We start from the raw sequence: 24254 nt of genomic DNA on the forward strand, positions 1-24254 counted from the left end.
CCGGACTACCGCGATCGCGAGGTGTTCATCTGCGGCCCCGGCGGCTATATGGACGCTTCCAGAAAGATGCTTGTGGAAGGCGGACACGACCCTGCCCGATATCATCAGGAGAGCTTCAACTTTGCGGAGACTGTGGAGTGCGCTCAACACCCGGTTGCGGAGCCTGGCGCAGAAACGACCGGGGAGGTAGGCTATACGGTGCAGCTGGCGCGCTCGGGTCGCACTTTCATCATGGACGGGTCACAGACCGTGCTCGCCGCTGCGCGAAAGGCCGGTGTGCCCATGCCGTCGTCGTGTAGCCAGGGCATGTGCGGGACCTGTAAGACCAAGCTGCTCGAAGGCACCGTGGACATGAAGCACAACGGCGGCATTCGCCCGCGTGAAATCGACAAGGGCATGCGCTTGATGTGCTGCAGCCGTCCGACTTCAAACCTGGTTCTCGATCTGTAAAACGACCAGCCGTAAGTCATTCCGGGTCCGGTTTGACTCTCCAGCTCAACTTGAACTGAGGTCTTGCCCCATCGTGGCTCACGTGCGTTGCGTGAGGCGATGGGGCGACTGCTTTTTACGGCTCGATCTTAACTCGCGCGCCCGCCGCCGTCGGCGCACGATCGAGCTGCTCGTTTTAGTGAAACGCTCAATTCGCACCCGAATCGTCGCGTGGATACGTTCGCGTCGACTCGAATCTGGCTGCTTTTCTAGTAGTTACCCTGGCTAAATCCTCCCAGGACTTTCCCTTGGCCCATGCGGCTTTCCCCGCTCCGCGAGCAACGGCCCAACCCCGTAGTCCCAGCTTCTCGATTGCCCGCAGAGCCCCGCCCGTATAAGGTCCGCGCTTCTTTCGCCGGATCGCCTGACGTTGCGCGCCCGGTAACGCGTCTTCCACGCATTACCAAAGGTATCGAAAAGAGCCCAGAAAATGTAGCTGGAGGGCTCAATTTGGATTGCTACGCTGCAATCACTGCATCACTACCGCATCGGAACCAGATTTACCGCGGTGTTGGATTCGATGTCAGGCATCCGCTGATGCTAGCTGAACGCCATGCGAGAACTCCTCGTTAGGTCGGAGTTCACCAGCGTCAATTTTTGAACCAGCCAGTTGGGAAGATCGAATGAGCCCAAATCTGACGTTCGCGCCGGAAGACGTGATACCTCCGGGTGCAATCAATGCGGCAGCCACGCCTTCCGTGGCACAGCCCATCGCCATGTCCGGAACGGACATACTGACGGTGAAGAACCTGTCGAAGATCTTCGGCCCCAAGCCCGAGATTGCCGCGCAATTGGTCAAGCAGGGTCTCGGACGCGATGAAGTATTCAAGCGTACGGGCAACATGGTGGCGGTCAACGACGTCAGCCTCAACGTCAAGGCAGGCGAGATTTTCGTCATCATGGGCCTGTCAGGTTCCGGCAAGTCGACGCTCGTTCGGCTGCTCAACCGCCTGATCGAACCGACCTCCGGACAAGTCGTTCTCGAAGGCCGCGACATCGCGCCGATGTCCACGCCGGAATTGCGCGATGTGCGCCGCAAGAAGATGGCGATGGTGTTCCAGTCGTTCGCGCTGCTGCCGAACCGCACGGTGCTCGACAACATTTCGTATGGCCTCGAGGTCGGGGGCATGAAGAAGGCCGAGCGTTATGAAATCGCCCGGGCTGCGCTGAAGCGCGTTGGTCTCGATTCGTACGAAAAGATGCTGCCCGGGGAGCTTTCGGGTGGTATGCAGCAGCGCGTCGGGCTGGCGCGCGCATTGGCGGTCAATCCTGCCGTGCTGCTGATGGACGAAGCCTTCTCCGCCCTCGATCCGCTGATCCGCTTCGAAATGCAAAGCGAGTTGCTGCGGCTCCAGAAGGAAGAGCAGCGCACCATCGTGTTCATTTCGCACGATATCGAAGAGGCCATCAAGATCGGCGGCCGTATCGGCATCATGAAGGACGGCTGCCTGATTCAGGTCGGCACGCCGGCCGAGCTCATCCAGTCGCCGGCGGATGACTACGTGCGGGACTTCTTCCGTCACGTCGACGTTTCGCGCTTCCTGAAGGCTGAAAGACTGATGACTCGGGTCGAGCGCGGACTGATTACCGGCGACGTCGCCGCGTCCGCGCAGCGCTACCTCGATCAACTGATCGACAGCGGCGCCGAATGTGGCTACGTGTGCGACGAATCCGGCCGGTACCAGGGATGCGTGACGCCCGCGTCGTTGCACAAGGTGGGAGGACGTCCGCTGCGCGAAGCATTGCTGCAGGATTTGAAGACCGTCTCGCTGGACACGGACCTGCACGAACTCTCGGCGATTGCTTTGAGCCAGCAGCACGACGTGCCGGTAACGGACGCGGCCGGCAAGCTCGCGGGCGTCGTGTCGTGCCGAACGATACTCAAGCAGGTTATGGAGCGGAGGTCAGCATGAATTCGTCAGTCATTGGCAAGTTCGCAGAGAATGCCGTCAATTTTCTTTTCAGTCATTTTCAGGGCGGCTTCAACGCGTTTTCAGCGGCGCTGGGCGCGGTCGTCAAGCTGCTGGAAACCGGCTTGGCCGCGATTCCGTTCGTCGCGATGCTCGTGATCCTCGTGGCGTTCGCGTTGTGGCGCCGCGGCATCGCGTTCTCGGTTTTCGTCGGCATTGCGTTGCTGCTGATCAATTACATGGGGCTGTGGCCGCAAACCGTCGCCACCCTTGCGCTTGTCGTTGCCGCGACGGTTTTCAGTCTGATCGTCGGCGTGCCGCTCGGCATCTGGGGCGCGCGCAACAGGCGCGTGGAAATGGTCCTGCGCTCGCTGCTCGATTTCATGCAGACCATGCCGGCGTTCGTCTATCTGATTCCCGCCGTGATCCTGTTCGGCCTGGGACGGGTCCCGGCCGTGATCGCAACCGTCGTCTTCGCGATGCCGCCCGTGGTGCGACTCACGACGCTGGGTATCCGCCAGGTTCGCGAGGAATTGCTCGAAGCGGGCCGCTCGTTCGGTAGCACCGATATGCAACTGCTGTGGAAAATCCAGCTGCCCAACGCATTGCCGTCGATCATGGCCGGCGTGAACCAGACCATCATGATGTCGCTTTCGATGGTGGTGATCGCCTCGATGATCGGCGCAGGCGGTCTCGGTGAATATGTGCTGAGCGGCATCCAGCGTCTCGACATCGGCATCGGCTTCGAGGGTGGTCTCGGTGTCGTACTGCTGGCCATCGTGCTGGACCGCCTGACGGAGACGTTCGGTGTGAAGTCGAAGAAGAGGAGACCCGTCACGAAAGTGGCCAAGGGTGGCGCTGCCGAAGCAGCCCGCACCTGAACACGCAGAGCGGCGCCTGAACGACGCAGCGCATCCGTGATGGAATGGGTAATGTCAAGATACATAGGGAGTACTAACATGGTTAGCAATGTTCTCAGATCATTCATGACGAAGGTGGCGGTATCGACCGTCGTCGCCCTGGGTGTCGGCATCGGGTCGGCCTCGGCCGCCGAGCCGATCAAGCTGGCGATCACCGACTGGGCCGACGTTCTGGCCACGGCCAATGTCGCCAAATACGTGCTCGAAACCAAGCTGAATCAGCCGGTCAAATTCGTCAACGCGGACATCGGTATCCAGTTCCAGGGCGTTGCGCGCGGCGACCTCGACATCATGGTGGGCGGCTGGCTGCCGGTTACGCATGCGGTGTACTACGCCAAGTACAAGAACGATCTGGATGACGTAGGCGTCATCTACACCGGCGGCAGAAACGGCTGGGCCGTGCCCGCCTACGTGCCCGAGTCTCAGGTCTCGTCGATTGCAGACCTCAGCAAGCCGGAGGTCGCGAGTAAGCTCGACAGCACGATTCAGGGGATCGGCCCGGGTTCCGGTCTGATGCAGGCGTCTGCGAAGTCGGTGCAGGCGTATGGGCTGACCGGCTACAACCTGCAATCGTCGAGCGAAGCCGGGATGCTCGCTGCCGTATCGCGTGCTTATCAAACCAAGCAATGGGTGGTTGCGACGGTCTGGAGCCCGCACTGGCTCTGGCAGAAATGGCAGATGCGCTACCTGAAGGATCCGAAGGGCACGCTGGGTGGCGAGGAGCAGGTCCACGCGTTCGCGTCCAAGCAGTTCGCCAGCAAGTTTCCTCGCGCCGACGTGTTCTTCAAGCATTTCAAGCTGACGCTTGCCGACGTCGAAGCCATCGAACTCGAAGGCAACAGTACGAACGACTATGCGACCGCGGCGAAGAAGTTCGTGGACGCGCACCCGGACAAGCTGCAAGCCTGGCTACAGCAGTAACCGGAAGATTCGCCATCGGGGCGCAGCAAGGGCCGGCGGCCCCGATGATTTTCCTGACTTTGAATGACCTGCTGGACACGATTACTTTTTGGGGTGACTTGTGAGCGAAAACTCGACCTTCTTTTCTGAAATGCTTCAGAGCCGTGACCCGGTCATTGCATCGGAGATCGCGCTCGAATTGCGCCGGCAGCAAACGCAGATCGAATTGATCGCTTCCGAGAATATCGTTTCGGCCGCTGTGATGGAAGCGCAAGGTACCGTGCTGACCAACAAGTATGCCGAGGGATATCCGTCGAAGCGCTATTACGGCGGTTGCGAGCACGTCGACCGGATCGAGGCGCTCGCCATCGATCGCGTGAAGGCGCTGTTCGACGCCGAGTATGCGAACGTGCAGCCGCATTCCGGCGCACAGGCCAACGGCGCGGTGATGCTTGCGCTCGTCAAGCCGGGCGACACGGTCATGGGCATGTCGCTGGACGCGGGTGGCCATCTGACGCACGGCGCGCGTCCGGCACTCTCCGGCAAGTGGTTCAACGCGGTGCAATATGGCGTGAGCCCGCAAACTTACCGGATCGACTACGACGCCGTCCGCCGGCTGGCGCACGAGCATCGGCCGAAGCTCATCATTGCGGGCTATTCGGCCTATCCTCGGGCACTGGACTTCGCTGCTTTCCGCGAGATCGCGGACAGCGTCGGAGCCCTGCTGATGGTGGACATGGCGCACATCGCGGGCATCGTCGCGGCCGGCCGCCATGAAAACCCGATCAAGTACGCGGACGTGGTGACGTCGACCACGCACAAGACGCTTCGCGGCCCGCGCGGCGGTTTCATCCTCACCAACAATGGGGACATCGCGAAGAAGATCAATTCCGCCGTGTTCCCCGGCTTGCAGGGCGGCCCGCTGATGCACGTGATCGCGGGCAAGGCGGTGGCCTTTGGAGAAGCGCTGCGTCCGGAGTTCGCAGGCTACATCGACCGGGTGCTGCGCAACGCCGAAGCGCTCGGCAACGTGCTGCAATCCGGCGGGCTCTCGCTCGTCACGGGCGGCACCGACAACCATCTGCTGCTCGTCGATCTTCGTGCCAAACGGGTGACTGGCATGCAGGCTGAAAAGGCCCTCGAACGCGCGGGCATCACCTGCAACAAGAACGGCATCCCGTTCGACACGGAAAGTCCGGCCGTGACTTCCGGCATTCGGCTCGGCACGCCCGCTGGGACGACGCGTGGATTCGGCACGGCGCAGTTCGAGCAGATCGGCGAAATGATCCTTGAAGTCTTGTCGGGGCTGGAGCGCGAGCCGGGCGGCGACGACCAGGTCGAACGCGCCGTGCGCAGCCAGGTCAGAGATCTGTGCAACCAGTTTCCGATTTATTCGCACGCGGACGCCGTCGCGTAAGCCGCGTGTTCAAGCTGCGAGAGCAGCGATGTCCAGCTTATCTGTTTGGATGACTGATCAAGAGAGGAATCAAAATGAGCTTTGAAGGAGTACACACGCCGCTGGTCACACCGTTCAAGGAAGACGGTGAAATCGATCACACGTTGCTCGGCAAGCACGCAGCGAACCTGGCGGGCCGGGTTTCCGGACTCGGGATCGGTGGCACCACCGGCGAATACTACGCGTTGAGCTTCGACGAACGCGTGAAGACATTCAACACCGTTGCAGAGGCGGCGGGCGGCAAAACGTATCTGACCGCCGGCATCAACGCGACCACGACGAGAGAAGTGATTCAACTCGGTCTCGAGGCGAAGCGCGCAGGCTTGTCGTCGCTGCTGGTGGCCGCGCCGTACTACGCGCAGCCGACGCAGGAAGAGCTTCTCGCCCATTTGCTGAAGGTGGACGACGCGCTCGACATGCCGATCATGCTGTACAACTTTCCTGCCCGCACCGGAACGGAAATCAGCGATGACGTGCTGGCAAAGCTGCTCGAGCGTCCGAACTTTGTCGCGATGAAAGAGAGCACCGGCGATATTTCGCATCTGCATCATCTCGTCACCCATTTCGGGGACCGGTTGGTGCTGAGCTGCGGCATGGACGACCAGGCGCTCGAATTCTTCGCGTGGGGTGCGAAGAGCTGGGTCGGCGGTGCATCGAACTTCCTGGCCGAAGCGCACACGTCGCTGTTCGATGCGTGTGTCAAGCAGAACGATTTCGTGCTGGGCCGCAAGCTGATGGCGCAATTGCTGCCGGTACTCGAACTGCTCGAGCGCAGCGGCAAATTCATCCAGTACGTTCGCTACGGTTGCGAACTGGCGGGACTGCCGGTGGGCGTCGCACGCGCGCCGCTCGGCTCGCTGTCGGACGGGGAGCGCAACGCGTTTGCGCAGCTTGTGAAACCGCTGATTCGCAACGTTCAGTAGCAACACGACATGGTCTCGAATCTGGAATTCGCGCGGTTTCCTGCGCCGGACGGCGTCAACGGATGGTGGGAGAGTCTGCCGCCCGCGGCGCCCGCCAACCGGGTATCGTCGGAGCATCGTTACGACTGGGTCGTGGTCGGCGGCGGCATCACCGGGCTTTGCGCCGCTCGTCGGCTGGCGGAGCTGGCGCCCGATGCGTCGATCGCTATCGTCGAGGCGGACCGCATTGGACGGACCACGGCCGGGCGCAATTCCGGATTCTTCGTCGATTTGCCGCATGACATCAGCAGCGAAAGTTATTCGCGCAGCGTGGCGGAGGACAAGGCCGACGTGCGGTTCCAGCGGCACGGCATCGACTACGTGCGCTCTATCGTGCGCGAGCACAACATCGATTGCGATTGGCGCGACGAAGGCAAATTCCACGCGTCGGTCAACAAGAAAGGGCTCGACGCGCTCTCGCATTTCGCGCGGGGCCTGACGCGCATCGACGAACCATTCCAGTGGCTCGATCAACCGGCAATTCGCGCGGTGACGGGAACGGACTTCTATCAGGGCGCATTGTTCACGCCGGGCTGCAGCACGGTGCAGCCGGCTGCGCTGATGCGCGGTTTGGCGAGCACGCAGCCCGCCAACGTCACGGTATTCGAGTTGAGCGCCGTCACGCAAATCGAACCTCGCGGCAACGAGAAGGTCCTGCATTTCGCGGGCGGGAAGATCGTCGCCAAACAGGTCATTCTCTGTACGAACGCTTACGCGGCAACCTTCGGCATGCATCCGAATGGCTTGCTGCCTGTCTACACGTTTGCATCGATGACTCGCGTGATGAACGCCGACGAGATCGAACGACTGGGCGGAACGCGAGCGTGGTCCCTGATTCCAGCGGACCCCATGGGTACGACGGTGCGCCGGCTGGCAACCGAGCGCATCTGCGTGCGCAATCATTTCGCGTTCCGGCCGGGGCTGCAGGTATCCGACGCCGATCTCGCGAAGGCGAAAGCGCTGCATCAGCGCTCGTTCGACCGTCGCTTTCCGATGCTCAAAGGCGTGGAGTTCGAGTACACGTGGGGCGGTCCGCTGTGTCTTTCGGCGAACAACGGCGCACTGTTCGGCCGCCGCGACGATGGCATCCTGGAATCGGTGGGATGCAACGGACTGGGACTGAGCAGGGGGTCTTCGTCGGGCAAGCTGATCGCGGAATACGCGCTTGGCCAGACCAACGAGTTGGTGCGCCAGATTCTGAGCCGGCCGCACCCGCGCTCGTTGCCGGTCCGGCCGATTGTGGACGTGGCGGTGTCCGCCACGATCTGGGCGAAAGAAATGTCGGCCGGGGCCGAACTCTAATTAACGAGGAACATCAGATGACGACGCATCAGCAGTGGAAGCAGAAAGCCGCGGAATTGCCGCTCGACGGCCGGGCATTCATCGCCGGAGAGCGCTGCCGGGCGGCATCCGGCGAAACGTTCGCCACGCTCAATCCGGCGTCGGGCAAGGTGCTGACGGAAGTGGCGAAATGCGCCGGCGCGGATGTGAATCGCGCGGTCGAGGCCGCACGGCATGCATTCGACTCCGGCGTATGGTCGAAGGCCGCACCGGCTCATCGGAAGGCGGTGCTGCTGCGCCTTGCGCAGCTGATCGACGAGCACAGGGACGAATTGGCGCTTCTGGAAGCGCTGGAGGCGGGCAAGCCGATCAGCGAATGCCTCGGGCTGGATATCCCCGAGTCGGCGGCTTGCATTCGCTGGCACGCCGAGGTGACCGACAAGCGCTATGACGCGCTGTCGCCCTCGGGAGCGGATGTCGTCAGCATGATCACGCGTGAACCGATTGGCGTGGTGGGAGCGGTATTGCCCTGGAATTTCCCCGCGCTGATGCTAGCCTGGAAGATCGGCCCGGCTTTGTCGGTCGGCAATAGCGTGATCGTCAAGCCTGCGGAGCAGACGTCTCTTTCGACCTTGCGTATCGCGGATCTCGCTTTAGAGGCTGGCGTGCCCGCAGGTGTGTTCAGCGTCGTTCCGGGCTTCGGCGAAGGCGCGGGCGAGGCGCTCGGTCGCCATCCCGATGTCGACCTTGTCGCGTTCACCGGTTCGACTGCGACCGGCAAGCGCTTTCTGCACTATTCCGCGGACACCAATCTGAAACGCGTGTTACTCGAATGCGGCGGCAAAAATCCGCAGGTCATTCTTCCCGATGTGGCGAATCTCGATGCGGTCGCCGAACAGGCCGTCGCCGCCGCATTCTGGAACATGGGCGAAAACTGCAGCGCCGGATCGCGGATTCTGGTTCCTTCGAGCAGGCGGGCGGAATTGGTGGAGAAAGTCCTGGGCGTTCTCGCCGGCTGGCGGACAGGCGACCCGCTCGACCCCGACGTCAAGCTCGGCTCGCTGATCGAGCAGAAGCACTATGAGAAGGTCTTGGCGCACATCGAGAAGGCCAAGGAGCAGGGCGCGCGCGTGGTTTGCGGGGGACACGCCGCGCTGACCGAGACCGGCGGATGGTTCGTCGAGCCCACGATCTTCGATCAGGTGCGTCCGGATATGGCCATCGCCAGTGAAGAGGTGTTCGGGCCCGTGGTGTGTTTGATCGAGTATGAGGACATGGAGGACGCTATCCGGATCGCAAACGATACGTGCTACGGACTGGCCGCATCGCTGTGGACGGATAACGTCAACAGCGCGCACAGAGTGGCTGCGCGTATCCGTGCGGGCACGGTCACGGTGAACTGCTTCGGCGAGGGCGACCTTTCGACGCCGTTCGGCGGCTTCAAACAATCGGGGTTTGGCGGGCGCGACAAGTCCGTCTATGCGCACGATCAGTATTGCGAGCTGAAGACCACCTGGTTGAAGCTCGGGTGACCGGCAGCGTCGGCGCGTGGCGCAGAACCGGAGGCAAGCGGGGAAGGGAGGGCGCCACGCCATCTGAAAGGAACTCAATGGGGACCAATTCACTTGCCAGTCGGTGGACAGACTCGCAAACTATTCAAATTCCAATCCCTTGATGGTTCGTGGCGCGATAGTCGCGTGCCACCGGCGGCCAGGTTGTCCGGGCGAGCGACCATGCAATGCGCCGTGCGAGCACCCGTTTAGAGAGCGCAATTCATGTCGAAGAAACAGATGTTCGCGGACCGACTTCTCGCCCAGATGCCGTCACTTCGGGCACTCAAGTGCTTCGTGACGGCGGCGAGATACGAGAGCTTCACCCAGGCGGCCGAGGTGCTGTGCGTGACGCAGGCCGCAATCAGCAGACAAATCAAGGAGCTCGAAGATTCGCTCGATGTCGCGCTGTTCGAACGCACCGGCCGGCATATTGCACTGACCGATGCTGGACGCATCCTGTACAACGCGTCGTATCTGTCCATCATGAATATCGCCGAAGCGGCCGAGGCGGTGCGTCGCACCGACCGGCACGCGTTGACCATTTGTGTCTCGCATACGTTCTCGGCTCTCTGGTTGTCGTCACGCCTGCCGGCGTTTCGCAAGCGCTACCCGGATATCCGGCTGCATGTGATGGTCTCCGAGCACTTCATGGAGTTGGACGAACTCCTGGAGCCCGACATCATCATCACGAAGAACCCTCCGCGTGAGCCGGAATACGAAGTCGAGCCCTTGTTCCATGATGTCGTCTACCCGGTCTGCAGCCCGGCGTTTCACGAACGGTATTTCCGCGGCAAGAAGCTCAAACCGCTCGACCTGCTATCGCAACCCACGTTGAATCTCTCGTTGCTGGGGCGAGCCCAGGTCTGCGAACACGTGGATTGGCGAGTGTGGCGAAACTGGTTCCAGCAGGTCGAGGGCATGGACATGGCCGGTGAAAACAGGCATCTGGAGAGCAACGACTATCGGCTCCTCGTCGCGCAGGCCGAAGCCGGCGAAGGCACGCTGCTTGGCTGGCATCATCTGGTCCATCTTCAGATCGAACAAGGACGCCTGATGCGTCCTGTTGCCGATGCGCTCGTCTTCAAGGATCGCTACCACTATCTGATTACGCACCGCAATGCGCGGCCTCGAACCGAGTATCTGCAGTTCCGGGATTGGCTCAACGAAGAAGCGGGTGCAATGATGCGCGACTGGCTCGACGCCGGCGTCGCCGTCGCGGGCTAGCAATGCGCGGTGGTCAGAACTTGTCGAGTATTGCCGCGCGAATCACGAGCTGATTCGCCTTCGAGATGCCGGGGTGACGTACGGCGTGCCCGCGGGCACGCCGGAATCAACGCCAGCTGACGGTTCATCGCTGCAACAGTTCCGAGACCCGCAACCAGTGGCTGCGAGGCGTGCCCGCCAGCCGGGAAAGCAAAGGCGCCTCGGCCACGAGGCATTCGACCGGAAAGCAGCGTGCGCCAATCGAACCGAGCCAGAGCATTCGGGCGGCGCCGTCGGTAACGGTCACGTACGGCTGTGTGGTCGTGCCAATGAACGAAGATTCGTTGATCCGTCGAGCGGTCGGCTGCGGACGTACTCCGCATCGCACTTCCGCCAGTGGGACAAGCTCCGTCTGTCCCAGCATGAGATCGTCATCGGCGAACTCGAGCTCTTCTCCCAGCCATCTCGACGACGCACGCAACGGTGACGCGCCTTCGGTTTGGCTCGTCGCCCAATTCCGCCACAGTCCAAGCAAGGCATCGCCCCGGACTTCGACGATCGCACGGTCTTCGTCCTTGCGATCCGTGCGATTCACGGTCATGAAGACGTCACCGCGGTTGGTACCAACCTTGAACAATGCCGCCTGTTGAGGAAGGGCCGAATCAAATCCGATGTACGTTTGCACGGAAATCTCGATCTGGAAAATAGCGATGTGTCTAACTGACGACGTGCGTTAGCCGTAAGCCGGGAAGCGCCGGGTCAGCTCAAAGATGACGTGAAGGATGAATCGCATCGTCATTTGAATACACGCCCATTCGTGGCGCTAGAAGAATTGCGACGTGTCGCTGGAACACACGGGGCGTCGTCACATGCGGGCCCGGAAAAGCAGGCGTGAAATCCTGAAGCTGCACGGTTATGCACCGGCGGCTTATGACGCGACGTGGGTACTCATCAATGCGATGAAAAAGGCGAATTCGACCGACCCTAAAGTGTATGGCCCGTTCATCAAATCGGTCGCCTTCGTAGGCATCTCCGGCGATATCGCGTTCATGCCGAACGGCGACATGAAAGACCCGGCCGCGACGTTCTACAAGGTGATCGACGGGAAATGGGTTCCGCAGGCGGTCGCGTACGGCGAAAAAGTCTCGCCGCTGCAGAACTGATCGCATAGCGGACGTCGTGCACCCTGAAGCGGGGCAAGCACGGCTTCCGCGGTGGTCGGGCGTGCGCTGCGTGCGCGCCGTGACCACTGACCACCGCCGATACGGAGACGCAACAGACGCCACCCGACCCACCGCTCCCGGGTGGGTACATCGCAACGACACCCGAGTAATGTCGTGATGAGCGCCGCCACGTGGCGGCTCATCCATTTGTAGCGCGGCGCAAAGGACGCGCTACAGGCAAACAACTGGATGGTATGGACGCCTCCCCCCCGCGTCGGATCGGAGAGGCCGCAGAAACGGCGGAGCCCTCGCTATACCCGACAGCATCAGAGTGCCAAAGTGGAAGTGTTGCAACGACCACTGAGGGTATGGAGGGCTCGAAATGAAGACCAGGACATTTGGAGTGGACCTGGCAAAGCGGGCTTTTCAGGTGCATTCGGTGGACATGGAGACAGGCGAAGTCGAGCGGCGACAGCTGAAACGGGAGGCACTGGTGAGGTTCTTCGCGAAGCAGGCGCCCGCTGTTATCGCCATGGAAGCGTGTGGCAGCGCCCATTACTGGGCGCGCCGTTTCGCGAGCCTGGGCCATCGCTTTCCTATACTTCGCGACATTCCCGTAGAAAAGATTCAAAAAATTGAGTCCGGATCGTTTCACGTTTACCGGACCGGCAACTTCGCAATCGGCGATACGCGAATCGCCGCGATCGGGGTAAGAACCCTTTGCATCGCTCAACGTACGTCGTGTCTCGGATGAAGCACGAAAGGGTTCCGACGCGATCGTGTCGACAACCCGGTATCAGTTCGTGCGCCCGCTTTTCGCTGCTGGCACGAAGCGAGCACACCTCGGCAATGAATATGGAGACCTGCGATGAGCACAGTTGCAAAGAAGGATGTCTCTCCCGATGAACCCCTCGCGGACGCTACCCCTTACGGATACGGTCCGGACGATTCGATCAGCGATGCCACTGAAAATGCCGCGGTCACGCACCACACCGTGAATATCAATGGAAAGGCGATCGCGTACACGGCGCGAGCCGGTCACCTCGTGACGACCGATGCCTACAGCGCACGCTCAGGCGCGAAACTGTTCTACGTGTCGTTCACCGCCGACGATGCGACGCCATCCACGCGACCGGTGACATTTTTCTATAACGGCGGACCGGGCTCGTCGTCGGTTTTTCTGCTGTTAGGTTCTTTCGGACCGCGGCGGATTAAAACGAGTATGCCGGCGTTCACGCCACCGGCGCCGTACACGCTCGAAGACAATCCCGAGAGTCTGCTCGATCTGACGGACCTCGTGTTCATCGATCCAGTTGGCACCGGCTACTCGACCGCGATCGAGCCGCACACCAACAAGGATTTCTGGGGCGTCGATCAGGATGCAGGCTGCATCAAGCAGTTCGTCAAGCGTTATCTAACCGTCTTCAACCGGTGGAACTCTCCGAAGTACCTGTTCGGTGAATCATATGGGACACCACGTACCTGTGTGCTCACGTGGATGCTGCACGAGGACGGCGTCGATCTGAACGGGATCGTGCTGCAGTCCTCGATTCTCGATTATTCGCAGGCAAGCAACCCGATTGGCACGCTGCCGACCTATGCGGCCGATGCATGGTTCCACAAAAAAGTGACCACGACTCCCGCTCCGGCGGATCTGCCCGGCTTCATGGAGCAAGTGGAGGCATTCGCCGCGGGTCCCTATGTGGATGCGTTGAACGCCTTCCCCAATGTCGCACCGGACGTCCTTCAGACGATGAGCGACATGCTCGGCATTCCGCCCATGGTCCTGAAGTACTGGCAGCTCAATCCGTCGATGGGAAATGGTTCGGCGTTCCTGACGAGCCTGATGCTGGACGAAGGGCTGGCCGTCGGCGCTTATGACGGCCGCGTGACGGGCGAAGACACGGGCATTGCGGAGTTCATCGCACCGAACTCCGGCGGCAACGATCCGACCATGGCGGCCGTGAGTGGCGTCTACACGGCGATGTGGAACGTGTACCTCAATGACGAACTGAAATACACATCCGTTTCGCCGTTCATGGACCTGAATGATCTGGCTTTCCAGAACTGGGATTTCAGCCATGTCGATCCAACGGGATCGGAACGGGGCGGTGCCGGTCTCTACACCGCCGGAGACCTGGCTGCTGCGATGGCCGTCAATCCATACCTGAGGGTGTTTTCCGCGAATGGATACTTCGACGCGGTGACGCCATTCTTCCAGACCCTGATCAATTTTCAGAACATGCCGCTCGATAGCGCGCAGCTCGAAAGCAATCTGACCTTCAATAACTATCCTTCGGGTCACATGGTTTATCTCGACAATGCGTCGCGAACGGCTATGAAGAGCGATCTCACGTCGTTCTATGGAAATGCGCAGGCGCATGCCGAAGCGCTCAAGGCGTCGCTCAAGCCAACACAGAAAGCGGTGTCGGGAGCCGCCATATATCGGAAGCGTTCGAGCCGCACGCCGTACTGACATCCGCAATGGGGCAATCGGACGATTGCCCTATGCCGGACATCATGACGTGACACCGTCGCCGACGTCACGTCATGCGGCTCTTCCGTCTACTGACCGGCGCCTCGCGCAGCGAGCGCGGCCTGCAATGCCTGGCCATCGACACTACCCAGCCCCGTGCACGCATCCCAGATGGGACTCACCGGGTAGCCTTTCACGCCGCCAAAGCTGTTGTTTGCGGGGCCCGGCGCGCCGCTGACAGTATGGAACGTCGATGCCTGAACACTGTAGAGGAGTGTGTTGAGATAGCCTGCCGGAAAGCCGTTGTTCTGATTGATCCGTGCCATCAGGCCGGCTTAGAGCGGCGCGACCGCGCTCGTGCCGCCGACCGGTTGCGCAGGCTGGCCGTTGATCACTTGCAGGTAGCCGCTGTTTTCGCTTGCGTTCCCTGCGATATCCGGCACGCCCCGTCCCGCCTGACCCGTCCCCACTCGTTTGGGAAGCGCGACTTCGGACTGGTACGACGGCACGGGAAATCGCGCACTCACGCCGCCACCCGTCGCGCCCGGTCCTGCCGCACCGACGTCGTTCCAGACCCACTCTTCGAAGGTCGCCCCGTTCACATTGCCGATCGTCGTGCCGCCGCAGGCCGTCACCCACGGGTCGCTTGCGGGATAGCTGGTTTGCGCCTGCGTTCTGCTCGCGATCTGGGCTCCAGAGTCGCCCAATGAAACCAGCACGGTGATCTTGTTGGTGTCGGCGTCCTCGAACAGCATCGAGATCTGCGTCCACTCGCTGTCTGAAAAGCCTGGCTCACCGAGGTCGTCCGGACCCCATCCATAGCTGATGGAGACGATAGGGGGCGTCGGCTCCCCGGCGTTCGGATGAATCATCATCTGCAACGCGTCAATCATGTTCTGGGGTTGAGCCCCGGCGAAATAGACCGCGATCGTGGCGGCAGGAGCAATCGCACCTGCCACGGTGATATCGAGGCCGGTTTCACCGTCGGACTGCCCGGAGTTTTCCGTACCGTCGACCGCGACGTCGACAATGCGAGGAACGGGAAGATTGCCGAGAGCCGCCATGGTCGCATCGATGTCCGAAGCTGCATAACCTGCCTCCAGGCTATGTCCGTCGGCGAACAGACGATAAAGGCACCATGATGCTACGGCCAACTCCCCCGCATTTCGCGTTTTCCAGGAGCGATGCGGGGGAGATACAGCGGTTACTTTACTTATAGTGGTTGGCACGCGCCATTGCAGCAGCGGCCAGGGCTTCCCGATAGACTGCTCTTTCCGCTTTGGCCTGCGGCTTGAGCGCCTCACGTTTCTCGCGGCTCTTGTGATAGGTCTGGCTTTCGATGAAAAGACGCAAGCTTCCGCCCGTTGCAGAGCCGAGATTGCGCAGGACCGGCGGTTGATTCGGATCGACCCAGAGAATCTGCTGCATCTCGTTGGTGACCGGATCGACCCAGCTGATGTAGCCGCCCGGCAGAATCTGTCTTGGATGCTTGACTGCTCCCGTGAAGCTGTAGCGGGCGTCCGGGGTGACATTGGGATCGTAGAAGTGCGGCGTAATGAAATCGGACACCGCTATGCCGTCAATCGTGTAGGTGTAGGGGTCGGCTTCACACGGATCGCAAGCCTCGACCAGATATTCGAAACGACCCGTGCCATCCTGGATCTTGCCGTTGGCGATCTCGATCGAGTTCGAGGTCTGTAGCCGGTTGCCGTTCGGGTCGATCAGCATTTCGATGGTTTCGTGACTCGCATCGACCGCCCATTCTTCGCTGCCCGGCGTGACGATCACCTTCGCATAGGGCTGGTTGTGGCGAGTCATATGAAAGCCCCCTTCGTCCGGAGGAAGGGTTCTGACGAGTTGCACGGGCCATACGCCCTGGGGGATCTTCTTCGGATCGGCCAGATACGAGACCGAGGCACTGACCGGCCAGTATTTCGGCAGATCCCGTGTCACCTGCACATTGAGTGCCGCGGCCACCGCGGCCATCGTTTGCGTATCGACTGTACCCGTCGTGTCGACGAGCCCAACTTTCGTTGCCAACATAAGTGCCTCCTGTTCATCCGGTTGAGGTCACGTGAAAGTGCCATGTCGGGCAGGAATCCGCCCGGTCTTTCCGCATCGTCTCCACTTGCGAGCCAGGGGGCGATGTGGACAGAGGTGGGAAGAGAACTGCTCATGTCCGACAAACCGTACTTTTTTGGCCGATCAATCAGGGTGAATTCGACGGGTCGATGCGCGGCGGCGCGTTCGCGAAGTCGAATGCTTATCGGTAAAACGAAGAGCCACGTGATCGCTTTAAGCGCGGTCACTGAGGTTTTCGCGTACGCGTGCTTATAATCAAAGGCTGCTTAAACATCGTCCCTCGCGTTCTGGATCGTCCCGATGCCGAAACCCGGCGGCATTGAAGGCACGACATAGACCCGTTCCGGGTGGCTGCCGCCAGTCATCGGGCCGAGGGACTGTGCAGATTCCTCCTTGCCTTGTCGCTGGTCGCGATCGGCGAACCGTTACAGTCGGGTCCGTCAGGGTTCCTGCAGCACGACAACAGCGCCTCGACGGACTTGAGATTGGCCGCGTTCCATTCCAGATCGTCTCTTCAAAGCGCGTCTCCGAGCGTTTGAGTCCAACCTGGAATTGCTCGTAGCGGGAGAGTTGCCAGCGTAACGGGCACTTCGCGAAACGGGCCGCCAATGCCAGATATGCCGGGAAATAGGATTTGTCACGACCGCCGAATCCGCCACCGGGGTAGCAGGCAATGACGTGCGCGTGATCGGAATGAAGCGTGCTCTTGCCGAAGAGACTGATCGCCGTGGTTCCGTCATCGCTCGCCGACTGCGTTCCAAGCACCAGCCACATGGTCATTGAGTCCTGGACGTACCACGCGAGGCCGGACTCAGGCTCCATGAACATGGGGTCCATCGCGGGCGTCTCGAAGATGTTTCCGTCCGCGGTGCCGAATTCGCGCCAGTGACCGGCCTCTGCGTGGCTCGCTGCCAGTGAGGTGATGATGTCGCGCTCGTGACGGCATCGTTGCGCGAATGCGTCGGATGGATTGCCCGACAGATCAGGCTCCATCTTCGTGTTCCAGAATTGGCGCTCATCGTTGCGAACGTAGATCTTCGCTTGCTTGAACGGGTTGGCGTTGTCGTCGAAAGACCCTGGGGCATCGGTTTGCGCGGGTTCCGACGCTCCGTATTGAATAACGTGTGGATTGAAGTCGAGCAGTTTCCTCGCGTGGCGATAGATGTCGAAGCTGTCGAAAATAAGCAGCGCGACGGATTGTCCGTCGCATCCGGCTGGCTTGCCACGGCGTGCAAACAGTTCGATGCCGGCTTTGAAGTCGGGATTCGAGTCTCCAGAGGTCGGAATGTCGTCGCGCTCGAGTGTGTCGCTGGTGATCACGGCAATTGGCTGAAGGCCGCGTGGCAACACGTTTAGATTGAAATTCACGACGACCTGATTGACGCGGTCGCATCGAAGCGCGTACAGCCAGTTTTCCTGTTTTGGCCAGCCCTCGAAGTCTGCCGCTTTAAAGTCGCTCGCATAGATCTTTGCGCCGGTTACCTTGCTAACGCCTTCTATACGCCAGCGTGCCTGGCCGGGCTCGGGTGCCCAGTGCGTCGTCTGGTCGGGACGTGCCGCTTCATGACTGGTGCTGCCAGTAAGTCGGGGAGAGGACTGACTTTCGGATGGGCGAGTGACGCAACCGTCCAGTAACGAAGTGACGGTGCTGACTGTGACCGTGAGGGCGCCGCTCCCTATGGTTTTCAGAAACGTTCGGCCCGTAACGGAAACCTCGCAAACCATGTTGCTCCCTTTTGAATTCGCTTGGTCGAAACGTCATGGAAGCGCGGCAGAACTTGTCCTGGTCGAGCCAGGTGTCTCTGGGTCAAATGGGGAGTTGCATCGACGATGGAGAATGAAAATATTCTATGAACTGACCGGGGCTTTTTCAAGAAACAGCGCCGTTTTGATGGCCGTCGACAAACCCGTCGATATTTTTAAATACTGATTAAATTGGACTGAATAGTGGGAGCATAAAATCCCGGGCGACGAAAGACATCATGCTGAAGCAGTGCTTAGCATCTCTATAGCCAATTAGAGCCGTGAGTGAATATCTGTCCGCGGAAAACTGGTGACGGCGTTGGCATAGCCGATGCGTCAGTCATCTCATGCACGGCCCGGTCGACTGACGCACTTTCAATTCCGCCGGCACGGCATACCCTTGTCGCGTCGCTTGCCCATCCAGCGCATCGAGCAGGTGCCTCGCGGCGACCGTGCCGATCTCTCGCGTGTCGACGTGCATCGTCGTCAGTGGTGGTCGTGCTTCGCGTGCGATCGCGAGATCGTCGAAGCCGGTGACCGAAAGCTGCTCAGGAATCGCGATGCCCAGTTCTTCCGCCTCCCGCAAAACGCCGAGCGCAATATGATCGTTGCCGCAGATGATCGCCGTCGGAGGCGGCCCCGGCAGTTGCCAGAGGGCACGCAATGCCCGCCGGCCAAAATCGAGCGTGGATTCGCCTTCGATCAGATGCTCCGGGCGCACCGCGAGGCCATGACGCTCGAGTGCGACGCGAATGCCCGAGAGCCGGGCCTGCACACGGTCGTTGTTCTGTGTCGGCTGGATGCAGACCGCGAATGACCGGTGTCCGAGCGCGACGAGATGCTCGGTGATCTGCTCATAGGCCGCGCGATTGTCGAAGCCGATGCAATCGTGAGGGCTGCCTTCGCGCCACGCATAGAGCACGACGTAGGGCACGCGCCACACGCGCAGCGCTTCGAAGAGTTCCGGCGGATGTGCCTCGCCCACGACCGCGATCGCCTCCACGCCACGCGCGAGCATCGCGCGAACCTGCGACAGCGCTTCATTCGGGTCGTAGTTCGAGCAGCCGAGAAAGAGCGTGATGCCACGCGCGGCGAACGCGGCTTGCATGCCGCTCACCTGTGAGGCGAACACCTGATCGTCGAGCGTCGGAATGACGATGCCCGCGATGTGGCTGCGCGTGGACGCGAGCGCACGCCCGGCCGCATTCGGAAACCAGTTCAACTCCAGCGCGGCCTGTTCGACGCGCTCGCGCACGCTGTCGGACACTTTGCCGGGCTCGTTGTAGACGCGCGATACCGTTGCCGTGGACACGCCAGCGCGCTTCGCGACATCCGACAGGACCGTTCGGCCCGTACCGCGGCGGGCGCGCGCGCCGGCCGAACGCCCGGTCGGCGACGGTTCTTCGAGAGCGAAGGCGGGGGCGGAGTCGGAGGAGCGAGGCATCGACGATTCGTTTCGAGAAGAGAGCCCGTCATCTTACTCGCGGCGGGGTGACGGATGGGTCAAACCCCGGCGGCGATACGCGAACGGAAGTGCTCGGTGCCTTCGACGATCTTGTCGAGCACCGCGTCGAGCGCCCAGAAGCGCTCGCGCACGTCGTAGTCGATCGCGCGGCAACGAATCGACTGAAAAGTGCCGATCCGCTGGTGATACATCTTCGCGAGCGCCGGATAGCCGAGCGCCTCCGATACCGCCGCGATCACCAGAAAGGTCGAAAGCTCACGGGCGAGCGCCGGGTTCTCGTCGGCGCGGTTGCGCAACCAGTTGTACAGGTCCGGATGAAAGTTCGTGAACACTCCGTTGAAACCTGCGGAGCCCGCTTTCATCGCGTCCCAGGCGATCGCGGCATTCGCGTTCAGGATCTTCATCGGCGAACCCGCCGTCAGCGCGACGCGGCGCTTGACGGTATCGAGATCGCAGCTGACGTCCTTCAGCATCACGAAGCGGCCAGTGTCGATGCACATCTTGAGTTCGTCGTCGGACAGCAGCCTCCGGTACGGAGCGGGGCACTCGTACAGCCCCAACGGCAGGTCCGAAGGAAGGCGGCTCATCAGGCGATGCAGGTTCGCCGAGAACGCTTCGGTGCCTTCGCGGCGTGGATCGAGCCGGTTCGTCACCAGCACGATGCCGTCCGCGCCGGTCGCCGCGGCCGCGTTCAGCTCCTCGGCCTGGGCATCGGGATCGTCGCTGATATGGCCTGAGACCACGACGGGCACGCGGCCGGCCACGCGCTCGACCACGAAGCGGCCGAGCGCGGCGCGTTCGGCGAGGCTCAGGAATTGCATTTCGCTGGACTGGGCGACCGCGAAGAGCGCGTCCGAGCCGTGCGCGAGATACCACTCGATCAGTCGTTCGAGCCCTGCGTAGTCGATCGCGCCGGCGTCGTCGAAAGGCGTCAGCATCACGGGAACGATGCCTTCGATCGAGCGCGTCGAGCGCGCCGGGGAGGTGGGGAGGGTCATGTCGGGGTGGTCCTCAAAAGAATTGAATGTGACGCTTCTCAGGCGTGAGCGCGCGCCGGCGTACCCGGTTCCATCTCGCCCTCGATCGGCTTGCGCACGAGGAACAGATAGCTCATTGCGCCGACGAAGGCGATCACGGCGGCTGTCAGTAGAGCCGGCACGAACGACCAGGTCTGCGCGATGTAGCCCGTGAGAATGGGCGCGAGTGCGCCGCCGATAAAGCCGCCGAAGTTCTGGATGGCGCCGAGCGAGCCGACGCGGTTGGCGGGCGCCGCTGCGGTGGCCAGCGCCCATGAGCAGGCGGATGCCGCATTGGCCAGAAAGATCACGACCGAGATGCAGACGATGGCGATCGTGTTGCTTTCGACGAGTGCGGCAGGCACGGTGAACGCCACCATGCCGAGCATCGCGACGACAACCGCGTTGCGTCGACTGGCAACCGGCGAATTGCTCTTCTTCGTGATGAGGTCGGAGAACCAACCCGCGCAAAGCGAGCCGAGAAAGCCGCAGAAGAAGGGCACCGAGGCCGCGATGCCGGTGTGCATCAGGGTCATGTGGCGCTCCATCGTCAGGTAGCCGGGCAGCCAGGTCAGATAAACCCAGTTCAGATAGACCGAGCCGAAGAAGCCGATCAGCATCCCCCAGGTCGTGACGTTCGAGAAGAGGGCGCGCCAGTCGGCGAAGCTGAGCTGCTCGGCAGGCTTCGTGTCGGCGATGTCGCCTTTGAGGTAGCGCAGTTCCTCCGCGCTGAGCGCGGCGGGATTCGGATCACGATAGATGGCGAGCCAGATCGCCGCGACCACGAGACCGAGCGCGCCGGTAACGATGAAGGCCCAGCGCCAGTGAAATTGCACCACGAGCACCGACAGGCACAGCGGTGCGAGCGCCGTTCCGAGCGGCGACGCCGAATTGAAGATGCCGGTCGGCTTGCCTCGTGCGCGCAGCGGAAACCAGTTGCTCACGACGCGCGCCGCCGACGGAAACTGCGGCGACTCGCCGATGCCCAGCACGATGCGCGCGATGATGAACCATCCGAAGGTGGACACGATGCCGCCCGCGGCCTGCGCGAGCGACCAGATGATCAGGCCGACGCCGAGCAGCCTGCGCGGTCCGATGCGATCGACGAGGCCGCCGACCGGCAGTTGAAACAGCGCGTAGCTCCATGAGAACGCCGACAGCAGCAGCCCCATTTCGCCGAGCGACAGACCGAGATCCTTGCGGATCAGCGGATTGGCGATCGCGAGCGTGCCCCGATCGAGATAGTTCACGATGCCGCTCACCATCAGCAGCGTTAGCGCCACGATCTGGGCGCGGCGCACGCGGGGCGGTGCCTGCTCGGACTCGGGGATTGGGTTCATGCTGTCGTCTCCATGTCGTTTTGTGGATGGGCTGCGGCGACCTCCCGCAGCCGGGTCTATCGAACCGCGGCCGGGAACGTGGGTTGCGCCCGCACTTCGGCCTGCGTCGGGATGGATGCCTGCGCGCCTTGACGCGTGACGCTGAGCGCCGCGGCCCGCTGTCCGAAGTCGATCGCATCGCGGATACTCGCGCCGCGCACGCGCTCTGCTGCGAAGCCGCCGACGAAGGTGTCGCCGGCCGCCGTGGTGTCGATCGCATCGACGCGCGGCGCGGGCAAGTGGTCTTCCTCTCCGCTTGTCGCATACCAGACTCCCTCGGCGCCGAGCGTGACGATCACCGTCTCCACGCCTTTCGCGCGCAGGCGCGCTGCGGCCTCGCGCGCGGACGCCGGGCCATCGACGGGCACGTCCGTCAGCAGGTGGGCTTCGGTCTCGTTGAGAACCATCAAACCCACCTCACGGTAAAGCGCGTCCGGAAGCGGTTGCGCCGGCGCCGGGTTCAGCAGCACCGGCGTGCCGAGCCTTGCCGCGACAGAAATGGCGTGCCGCACGGTGTCGAGCGGCACCTCGAGTTGGCAAATCAGTATACCTGCGGCGCCGATGGCGCCTTGCGCCGCATCGACGTGGCCGGGCGTGAGCGCGGCGTTGGCGCCGGGCGAAACGACGATCGTGTTCGCACCGTCCGCGGCCACCGTGATGACGGCGATGCCGGTCGACGTGTCGTGCACCGTGTGCAGGTGCGCAGTGTCGATGTGCTCGCTGCTTAGGCTCTCGCGCAGATGCGCGCCGAAGGCGTCGTCTCCGATGCAGCCGAGCATCGCCACTGACGCGCCGAGACGCGCCGCCGCGACCGCCTGATTGGCGCCCTTGCCGCCGGCGAACGTCGCGAACGCGCCGCCCAGCAAGGTTTCTCCGCGCGCCGGAAGACGCTCCGCGTGCACGACGAGATCCATGTTCGCGCTGCCTGCGACGACGATCCGAGCCGAGGAAAGTGTTTCGGCTGCTCGAATGTTAGCGCTTACATTTTCGGTCGTTTTCAGGGGCGACATAACAATTTTCAGCGAGGAGGATGGGGATTCGAGGCGTGTTAGCGCTTACATTATCTCGCAAAACGCCGGATGGCAATGCGAAAGGGCCGGTCTACGGGAAATTCCCTAAGCTTTGCGGTCCCGCCTGATGGCTATCGACGGTTTGCCGCGCGGGTGACTGGGAGGTAGAGAGCGTCATGCATGAAGGCGAGGAAAGCAGCCCTGACCCGCGAAGGCCGGTCCGACGACCATATTTCTGGCGTCAGCACGGGCACAGCATCACGCCTGAATTGTGGGCAGCGCACACCGCAAAATCCTACGGCAACGCGGAGCGTGATTTCAACTGGCGCGCATTGATTTGATTTCGGAGATCCGCCAACCAGACCTCATTTGGCGGATTGGATCTATTCAAAATTGCACATCGCCGGAAGCGCAGCGATCTGCGATCCGTTCAGAAAGAAATTGGAGGATGGTTAAATGCAACTGGCTTGCGCGCTCCTCATACTCATCAGCGAATCCCTATACGGCGCAATCCTTGGGAAAGGCAGTATGGATGTGTAGGGGAGCCCATGCTTCAGCCTCGGCCAGCTTGTCTACAAGAACAAACACAGAGTTCACGGGGACAAGCGTCGTGTAGTGCTGGGGTCCCTGCGCCGGAACGTCCTTATTGCCGATCATGGCCATTGGGTTTCGGACAACGTTCGCCCTGATTTTTCCCAAGGTTGCAGCCAATTGCACCGTGATCGAGCAAGTGCTGACGTTGTGGTCGTTGAGTGTAGCCAGCTTCTGCTGACCAATTTCATGATGCAAAGCCTCTTCGACTGCGAGGACCAGATCCTTACGACTGACGAAAGTTGAGTCTTGTCGAATATGGCGTCGGTCAAACGGATCTTCTCGCTGCTCCGTGTGCCCGCTGATGGGATGGCCCTGGCGCGCGGTTTTCGGCTTGCTCGACGGACGCATACGGCGTTCGCTAAGGCAAAGCATCTGATGGATCTCTTCCCGAGAGTAGGTTCGATCAAATCCCATCTCACCCCCCAAAATAAAGTTGCACAGGCGTTAATCCCCACCTCAGGGTAGTAAAGAGGAGTGACTCTGCATTGACTCCGCCAGGATCCCGATTAAGACGAAAACGAAATACGCGTGGCGATTTTGAAAGCCCTCGAATCAGCTGTCGCGGCTCTGCTCGCGAGTTAATGTCAATTCTGGTGTATGCGGGGGCAGAGCATGATCAAGCGGCAAGCGGTTGCTGAGCCGGTGCGCTTTC

Annotated in this window: 22 protein-coding genes; 12 read left to right on the forward strand and 10 right to left on the reverse strand. The window is 61.5% G+C overall.

Going from position 1 to position 24254, the window contains the following annotated elements; genetic code table 11:
* The 9 genes from EVC45_RS39340 to EVC45_RS39380 form a co-directional block, all read left to right on the forward strand.
* Window positions 1–450 (forward strand): 2Fe-2S iron-sulfur cluster binding domain-containing protein (locus EVC45_RS39340; RefSeq protein WP_129963509.1); only part of this gene is annotated, 450 nt, incomplete at its 5' end.
* 662 nt (window positions 451–1112) lie between these two features.
* On the forward strand, window positions 1113–2402 hold the full coding sequence (locus EVC45_RS39345) for a glycine betaine/L-proline ABC transporter ATP-binding protein (RefSeq protein WP_129963510.1): 1290 nt from the start codon (window positions 1113–1115) through the stop codon (window positions 2400–2402).
* Window positions 2399–3280, forward strand: a complete 882-nt coding sequence (locus EVC45_RS39350; RefSeq protein WP_129963511.1) for a proline/glycine betaine ABC transporter permease — start codon at window positions 2399–2401, stop codon at window positions 3278–3280. Before EVC45_RS39345 ends, EVC45_RS39350 begins: the two co-directional genes overlap by 4 nt.
* 78 nt (window positions 3281–3358) lie before the next feature.
* Window positions 3359–4240, forward strand: a complete 882-nt coding sequence (locus EVC45_RS39355) for a glycine betaine ABC transporter substrate-binding protein (protein WP_129963512.1) — start codon at window positions 3359–3361, stop codon at window positions 4238–4240.
* A 100-nt stretch (window positions 4241–4340) separates the two neighbouring features.
* Window positions 4341–5636: a serine hydroxymethyltransferase gene (gene glyA, locus EVC45_RS39360; protein WP_129963513.1), complete on the forward strand. Its 1296-nt coding sequence runs from the start codon at window positions 4341–4343 to the stop codon at window positions 5634–5636.
* Window positions 5637–5710: 74 nt separating this feature from the next.
* The gene (locus tag EVC45_RS39365; protein WP_129963514.1) at window positions 5711–6598 is read left to right on the forward strand and encodes a dihydrodipicolinate synthase family protein; all 888 of its coding nucleotides are present in this window, start codon (window positions 5711–5713) and stop codon (window positions 6596–6598) included.
* 9 nt (window positions 6599–6607) lie between these two features.
* On the forward strand, window positions 6608–7939 hold the full coding sequence (locus EVC45_RS39370; RefSeq protein ID WP_129963515.1) for an FAD-binding oxidoreductase: 1332 nt from the start codon (window positions 6608–6610) through the stop codon (window positions 7937–7939).
* 17 nt (window positions 7940–7956) lie between these two features.
* Complete coding sequence (locus EVC45_RS39375) at window positions 7957–9450, forward strand: aldehyde dehydrogenase (protein ID WP_129963516.1); 1494 nt, start codon at window positions 7957–7959, stop codon at window positions 9448–9450.
* 243 nt (window positions 9451–9693) lie between these two features.
* Complete coding sequence (locus EVC45_RS39380) at window positions 9694–10695, forward strand: LysR substrate-binding domain-containing protein (protein ID WP_129963517.1); 1002 nt, start codon at window positions 9694–9696, stop codon at window positions 10693–10695.
* A 124-nt stretch (window positions 10696–10819) separates the two neighbouring features.
* Here EVC45_RS39380 and EVC45_RS39385 read toward each other — a convergent pair whose 3' ends face one another.
* Window positions 10820–11359, reverse strand: a complete 540-nt coding sequence (locus tag EVC45_RS39385) for a hypothetical protein (protein ID WP_129963518.1) — start codon at window positions 11357–11359, stop codon at window positions 10820–10822.
* Between the two features lie 154 nt (window positions 11360–11513).
* Here EVC45_RS39385 and EVC45_RS39390 point away from each other — a divergent pair, with 154 nt between their 5' ends.
* From EVC45_RS39390 to EVC45_RS39400, 3 genes are all read left to right on the forward strand, one after another.
* On the forward strand, window positions 11514–11837 hold the full coding sequence (locus tag EVC45_RS39390) for a hypothetical protein (RefSeq protein WP_248295435.1): 324 nt from the start codon (window positions 11514–11516) through the stop codon (window positions 11835–11837).
* 382 nt (window positions 11838–12219) lie between these two features.
* Complete coding sequence (locus tag EVC45_RS48070; RefSeq protein ID WP_129963519.1) at window positions 12220–12591, forward strand: transposase; 372 nt, start codon at window positions 12220–12222, stop codon at window positions 12589–12591.
* A 114-nt stretch (window positions 12592–12705) separates the two neighbouring features.
* Window positions 12706–14313: a S10 family peptidase gene (locus tag EVC45_RS39400; protein ID WP_129963520.1), complete on the forward strand. Its 1608-nt coding sequence runs from the start codon at window positions 12706–12708 to the stop codon at window positions 14311–14313.
* A gap of 89 nt (window positions 14314–14402) precedes the next feature.
* Here EVC45_RS39400 and EVC45_RS39405 read toward each other — a convergent pair whose 3' ends face one another.
* From EVC45_RS39405 to EVC45_RS39450, 9 genes are all read right to left on the reverse strand, one after another.
* Window positions 14403–14639, reverse strand: a complete 237-nt coding sequence (locus EVC45_RS39405) for a hypothetical protein (RefSeq protein ID WP_129963521.1) — start codon at window positions 14637–14639, stop codon at window positions 14403–14405.
* A 9-nt stretch (window positions 14640–14648) separates the two neighbouring features.
* A complete protein-coding gene (locus tag EVC45_RS39410; RefSeq protein WP_129963522.1) occupies window positions 14649–15377 on the reverse strand; it encodes a hypothetical protein in 729 nt (242 codons plus the stop codon).
* 145 nt (window positions 15378–15522) lie between these two features.
* Window positions 15523–16356 (reverse strand): hypothetical protein, encoded by an 834-nt coding sequence (locus EVC45_RS39415; protein WP_129963523.1) that lies wholly within the window; start codon window positions 16354–16356, stop codon window positions 15523–15525.
* Window positions 16357–16650: 294 nt separating this feature from the next.
* Window positions 16651–18120, reverse strand: coding sequence for a molybdopterin cofactor-binding domain-containing protein (locus tag EVC45_RS39420; RefSeq protein ID WP_129963524.1), 1470 nt, complete (start codon window positions 18118–18120; stop codon window positions 16651–16653).
* A 358-nt stretch (window positions 18121–18478) separates the two neighbouring features.
* Window positions 18479–19582 (reverse strand): LacI family DNA-binding transcriptional regulator, encoded by a 1104-nt coding sequence (locus EVC45_RS39430; protein ID WP_211193552.1) that lies wholly within the window; start codon window positions 19580–19582, stop codon window positions 18479–18481.
* Between the two features lie 59 nt (window positions 19583–19641).
* Window positions 19642–20601, reverse strand: a complete 960-nt coding sequence (locus EVC45_RS39435) for a dihydrodipicolinate synthase family protein (protein WP_129963526.1) — start codon at window positions 20599–20601, stop codon at window positions 19642–19644.
* Window positions 20602–20639: 38 nt separating this feature from the next.
* A complete protein-coding gene (locus EVC45_RS39440; protein ID WP_129963527.1) occupies window positions 20640–21959 on the reverse strand; it encodes an MFS transporter in 1320 nt (439 codons plus the stop codon).
* A 56-nt stretch (window positions 21960–22015) separates the two neighbouring features.
* Window positions 22016–22936 carry a ribokinase gene (gene rbsK, locus EVC45_RS39445; protein WP_306770854.1) on the reverse strand — a complete coding sequence of 307 codons (921 nt, stop codon included), beginning with the start codon at window positions 22934–22936 and terminating at the stop codon, window positions 22016–22018.
* A 570-nt stretch (window positions 22937–23506) separates the two neighbouring features.
* Window positions 23507–24016 (reverse strand): hypothetical protein, encoded by a 510-nt coding sequence (locus EVC45_RS39450; protein WP_129963529.1) that lies wholly within the window; start codon window positions 24014–24016, stop codon window positions 23507–23509.
* Window positions 24017–24254: the final 238 nt, after the last annotated feature.

Origin of the sequence: Paraburkholderia sp. UYCP14C, assembly GCF_004197395.1 — a bacterium.
Lineage (GTDB): Bacteria > Pseudomonadota > Gammaproteobacteria > Burkholderiales > Burkholderiaceae > Paraburkholderia.

Excerpts from the sequence above, each read along its gene's own strand:
- EVC45_RS39345 (WP_129963510.1), top strand. The coding sequence starts at position 1,113 with ATGAGCCCAAATCTGACGTTCGCGCCGGAAGACGTGATACCTCCGGGT.
- EVC45_RS39350 (WP_129963511.1), top strand. The coding sequence starts at position 2,399 with ATGAATTCGTCAGTCATTGGCAAGTTCGCAGAGAATGCCGTCAATTTT.
- EVC45_RS39355 (WP_129963512.1), top strand. The coding sequence starts at position 3,359 with ATGGTTAGCAATGTTCTCAGATCATTCATGACGAAGGTGGCGGTATCG.
- EVC45_RS39365 (WP_129963514.1), top strand. The coding sequence starts at position 5,711 with ATGAGCTTTGAAGGAGTACACACGCCGCTGGTCACACCGTTCAAGGAA.
- EVC45_RS39370 (WP_129963515.1), top strand. The coding sequence starts at position 6,608 with ATGGTCTCGAATCTGGAATTCGCGCGGTTTCCTGCGCCGGACGGCGTC.
- EVC45_RS39375 (WP_129963516.1), top strand. The coding sequence starts at position 7,957 with ATGACGACGCATCAGCAGTGGAAGCAGAAAGCCGCGGAATTGCCGCTC.
- EVC45_RS39380 (WP_129963517.1), top strand. The coding sequence starts at position 9,694 with ATGTCGAAGAAACAGATGTTCGCGGACCGACTTCTCGCCCAGATGCCG.
- EVC45_RS48070 (WP_129963519.1), top strand. The coding sequence starts at position 12,220 with ATGAAGACCAGGACATTTGGAGTGGACCTGGCAAAGCGGGCTTTTCAG.
- EVC45_RS39400 (WP_129963520.1), top strand. The coding sequence starts at position 12,706 with ATGAGCACAGTTGCAAAGAAGGATGTCTCTCCCGATGAACCCCTCGCG.
- EVC45_RS39405 (WP_129963521.1), bottom strand. The coding sequence starts at position 14,639 with ATGGCACGGATCAATCAGAACAACGGCTTTCCGGCAGGCTATCTCAAC.
- EVC45_RS39410 (WP_129963522.1), bottom strand. The coding sequence starts at position 15,377 with ATGGCGGCTCTCGGCAATCTTCCCGTTCCTCGCATTGTCGACGTCGCG.
- EVC45_RS39415 (WP_129963523.1), bottom strand. The coding sequence starts at position 16,356 with ATGTTGGCAACGAAAGTTGGGCTCGTCGACACGACGGGTACAGTCGAT.
- EVC45_RS39420 (WP_129963524.1), bottom strand. The coding sequence starts at position 18,120 with ATGGTTTGCGAGGTTTCCGTTACGGGCCGAACGTTTCTGAAAACCATA.
- EVC45_RS39430 (WP_211193552.1), bottom strand. The coding sequence starts at position 19,582 with ATGCCTCGCTCCTCCGACTCCGCCCCCGCCTTCGCTCTCGAAGAACCG.
- EVC45_RS39435 (WP_129963526.1), bottom strand. The coding sequence starts at position 20,601 with ATGACCCTCCCCACCTCCCCGGCGCGCTCGACGCGCTCGATCGAAGGC.
- EVC45_RS39440 (WP_129963527.1), bottom strand. The coding sequence starts at position 21,959 with ATGAACCCAATCCCCGAGTCCGAGCAGGCACCGCCCCGCGTGCGCCGC.
- EVC45_RS39450 (WP_129963529.1), bottom strand. The coding sequence starts at position 24,016 with ATGGGATTTGATCGAACCTACTCTCGGGAAGAGATCCATCAGATGCTT.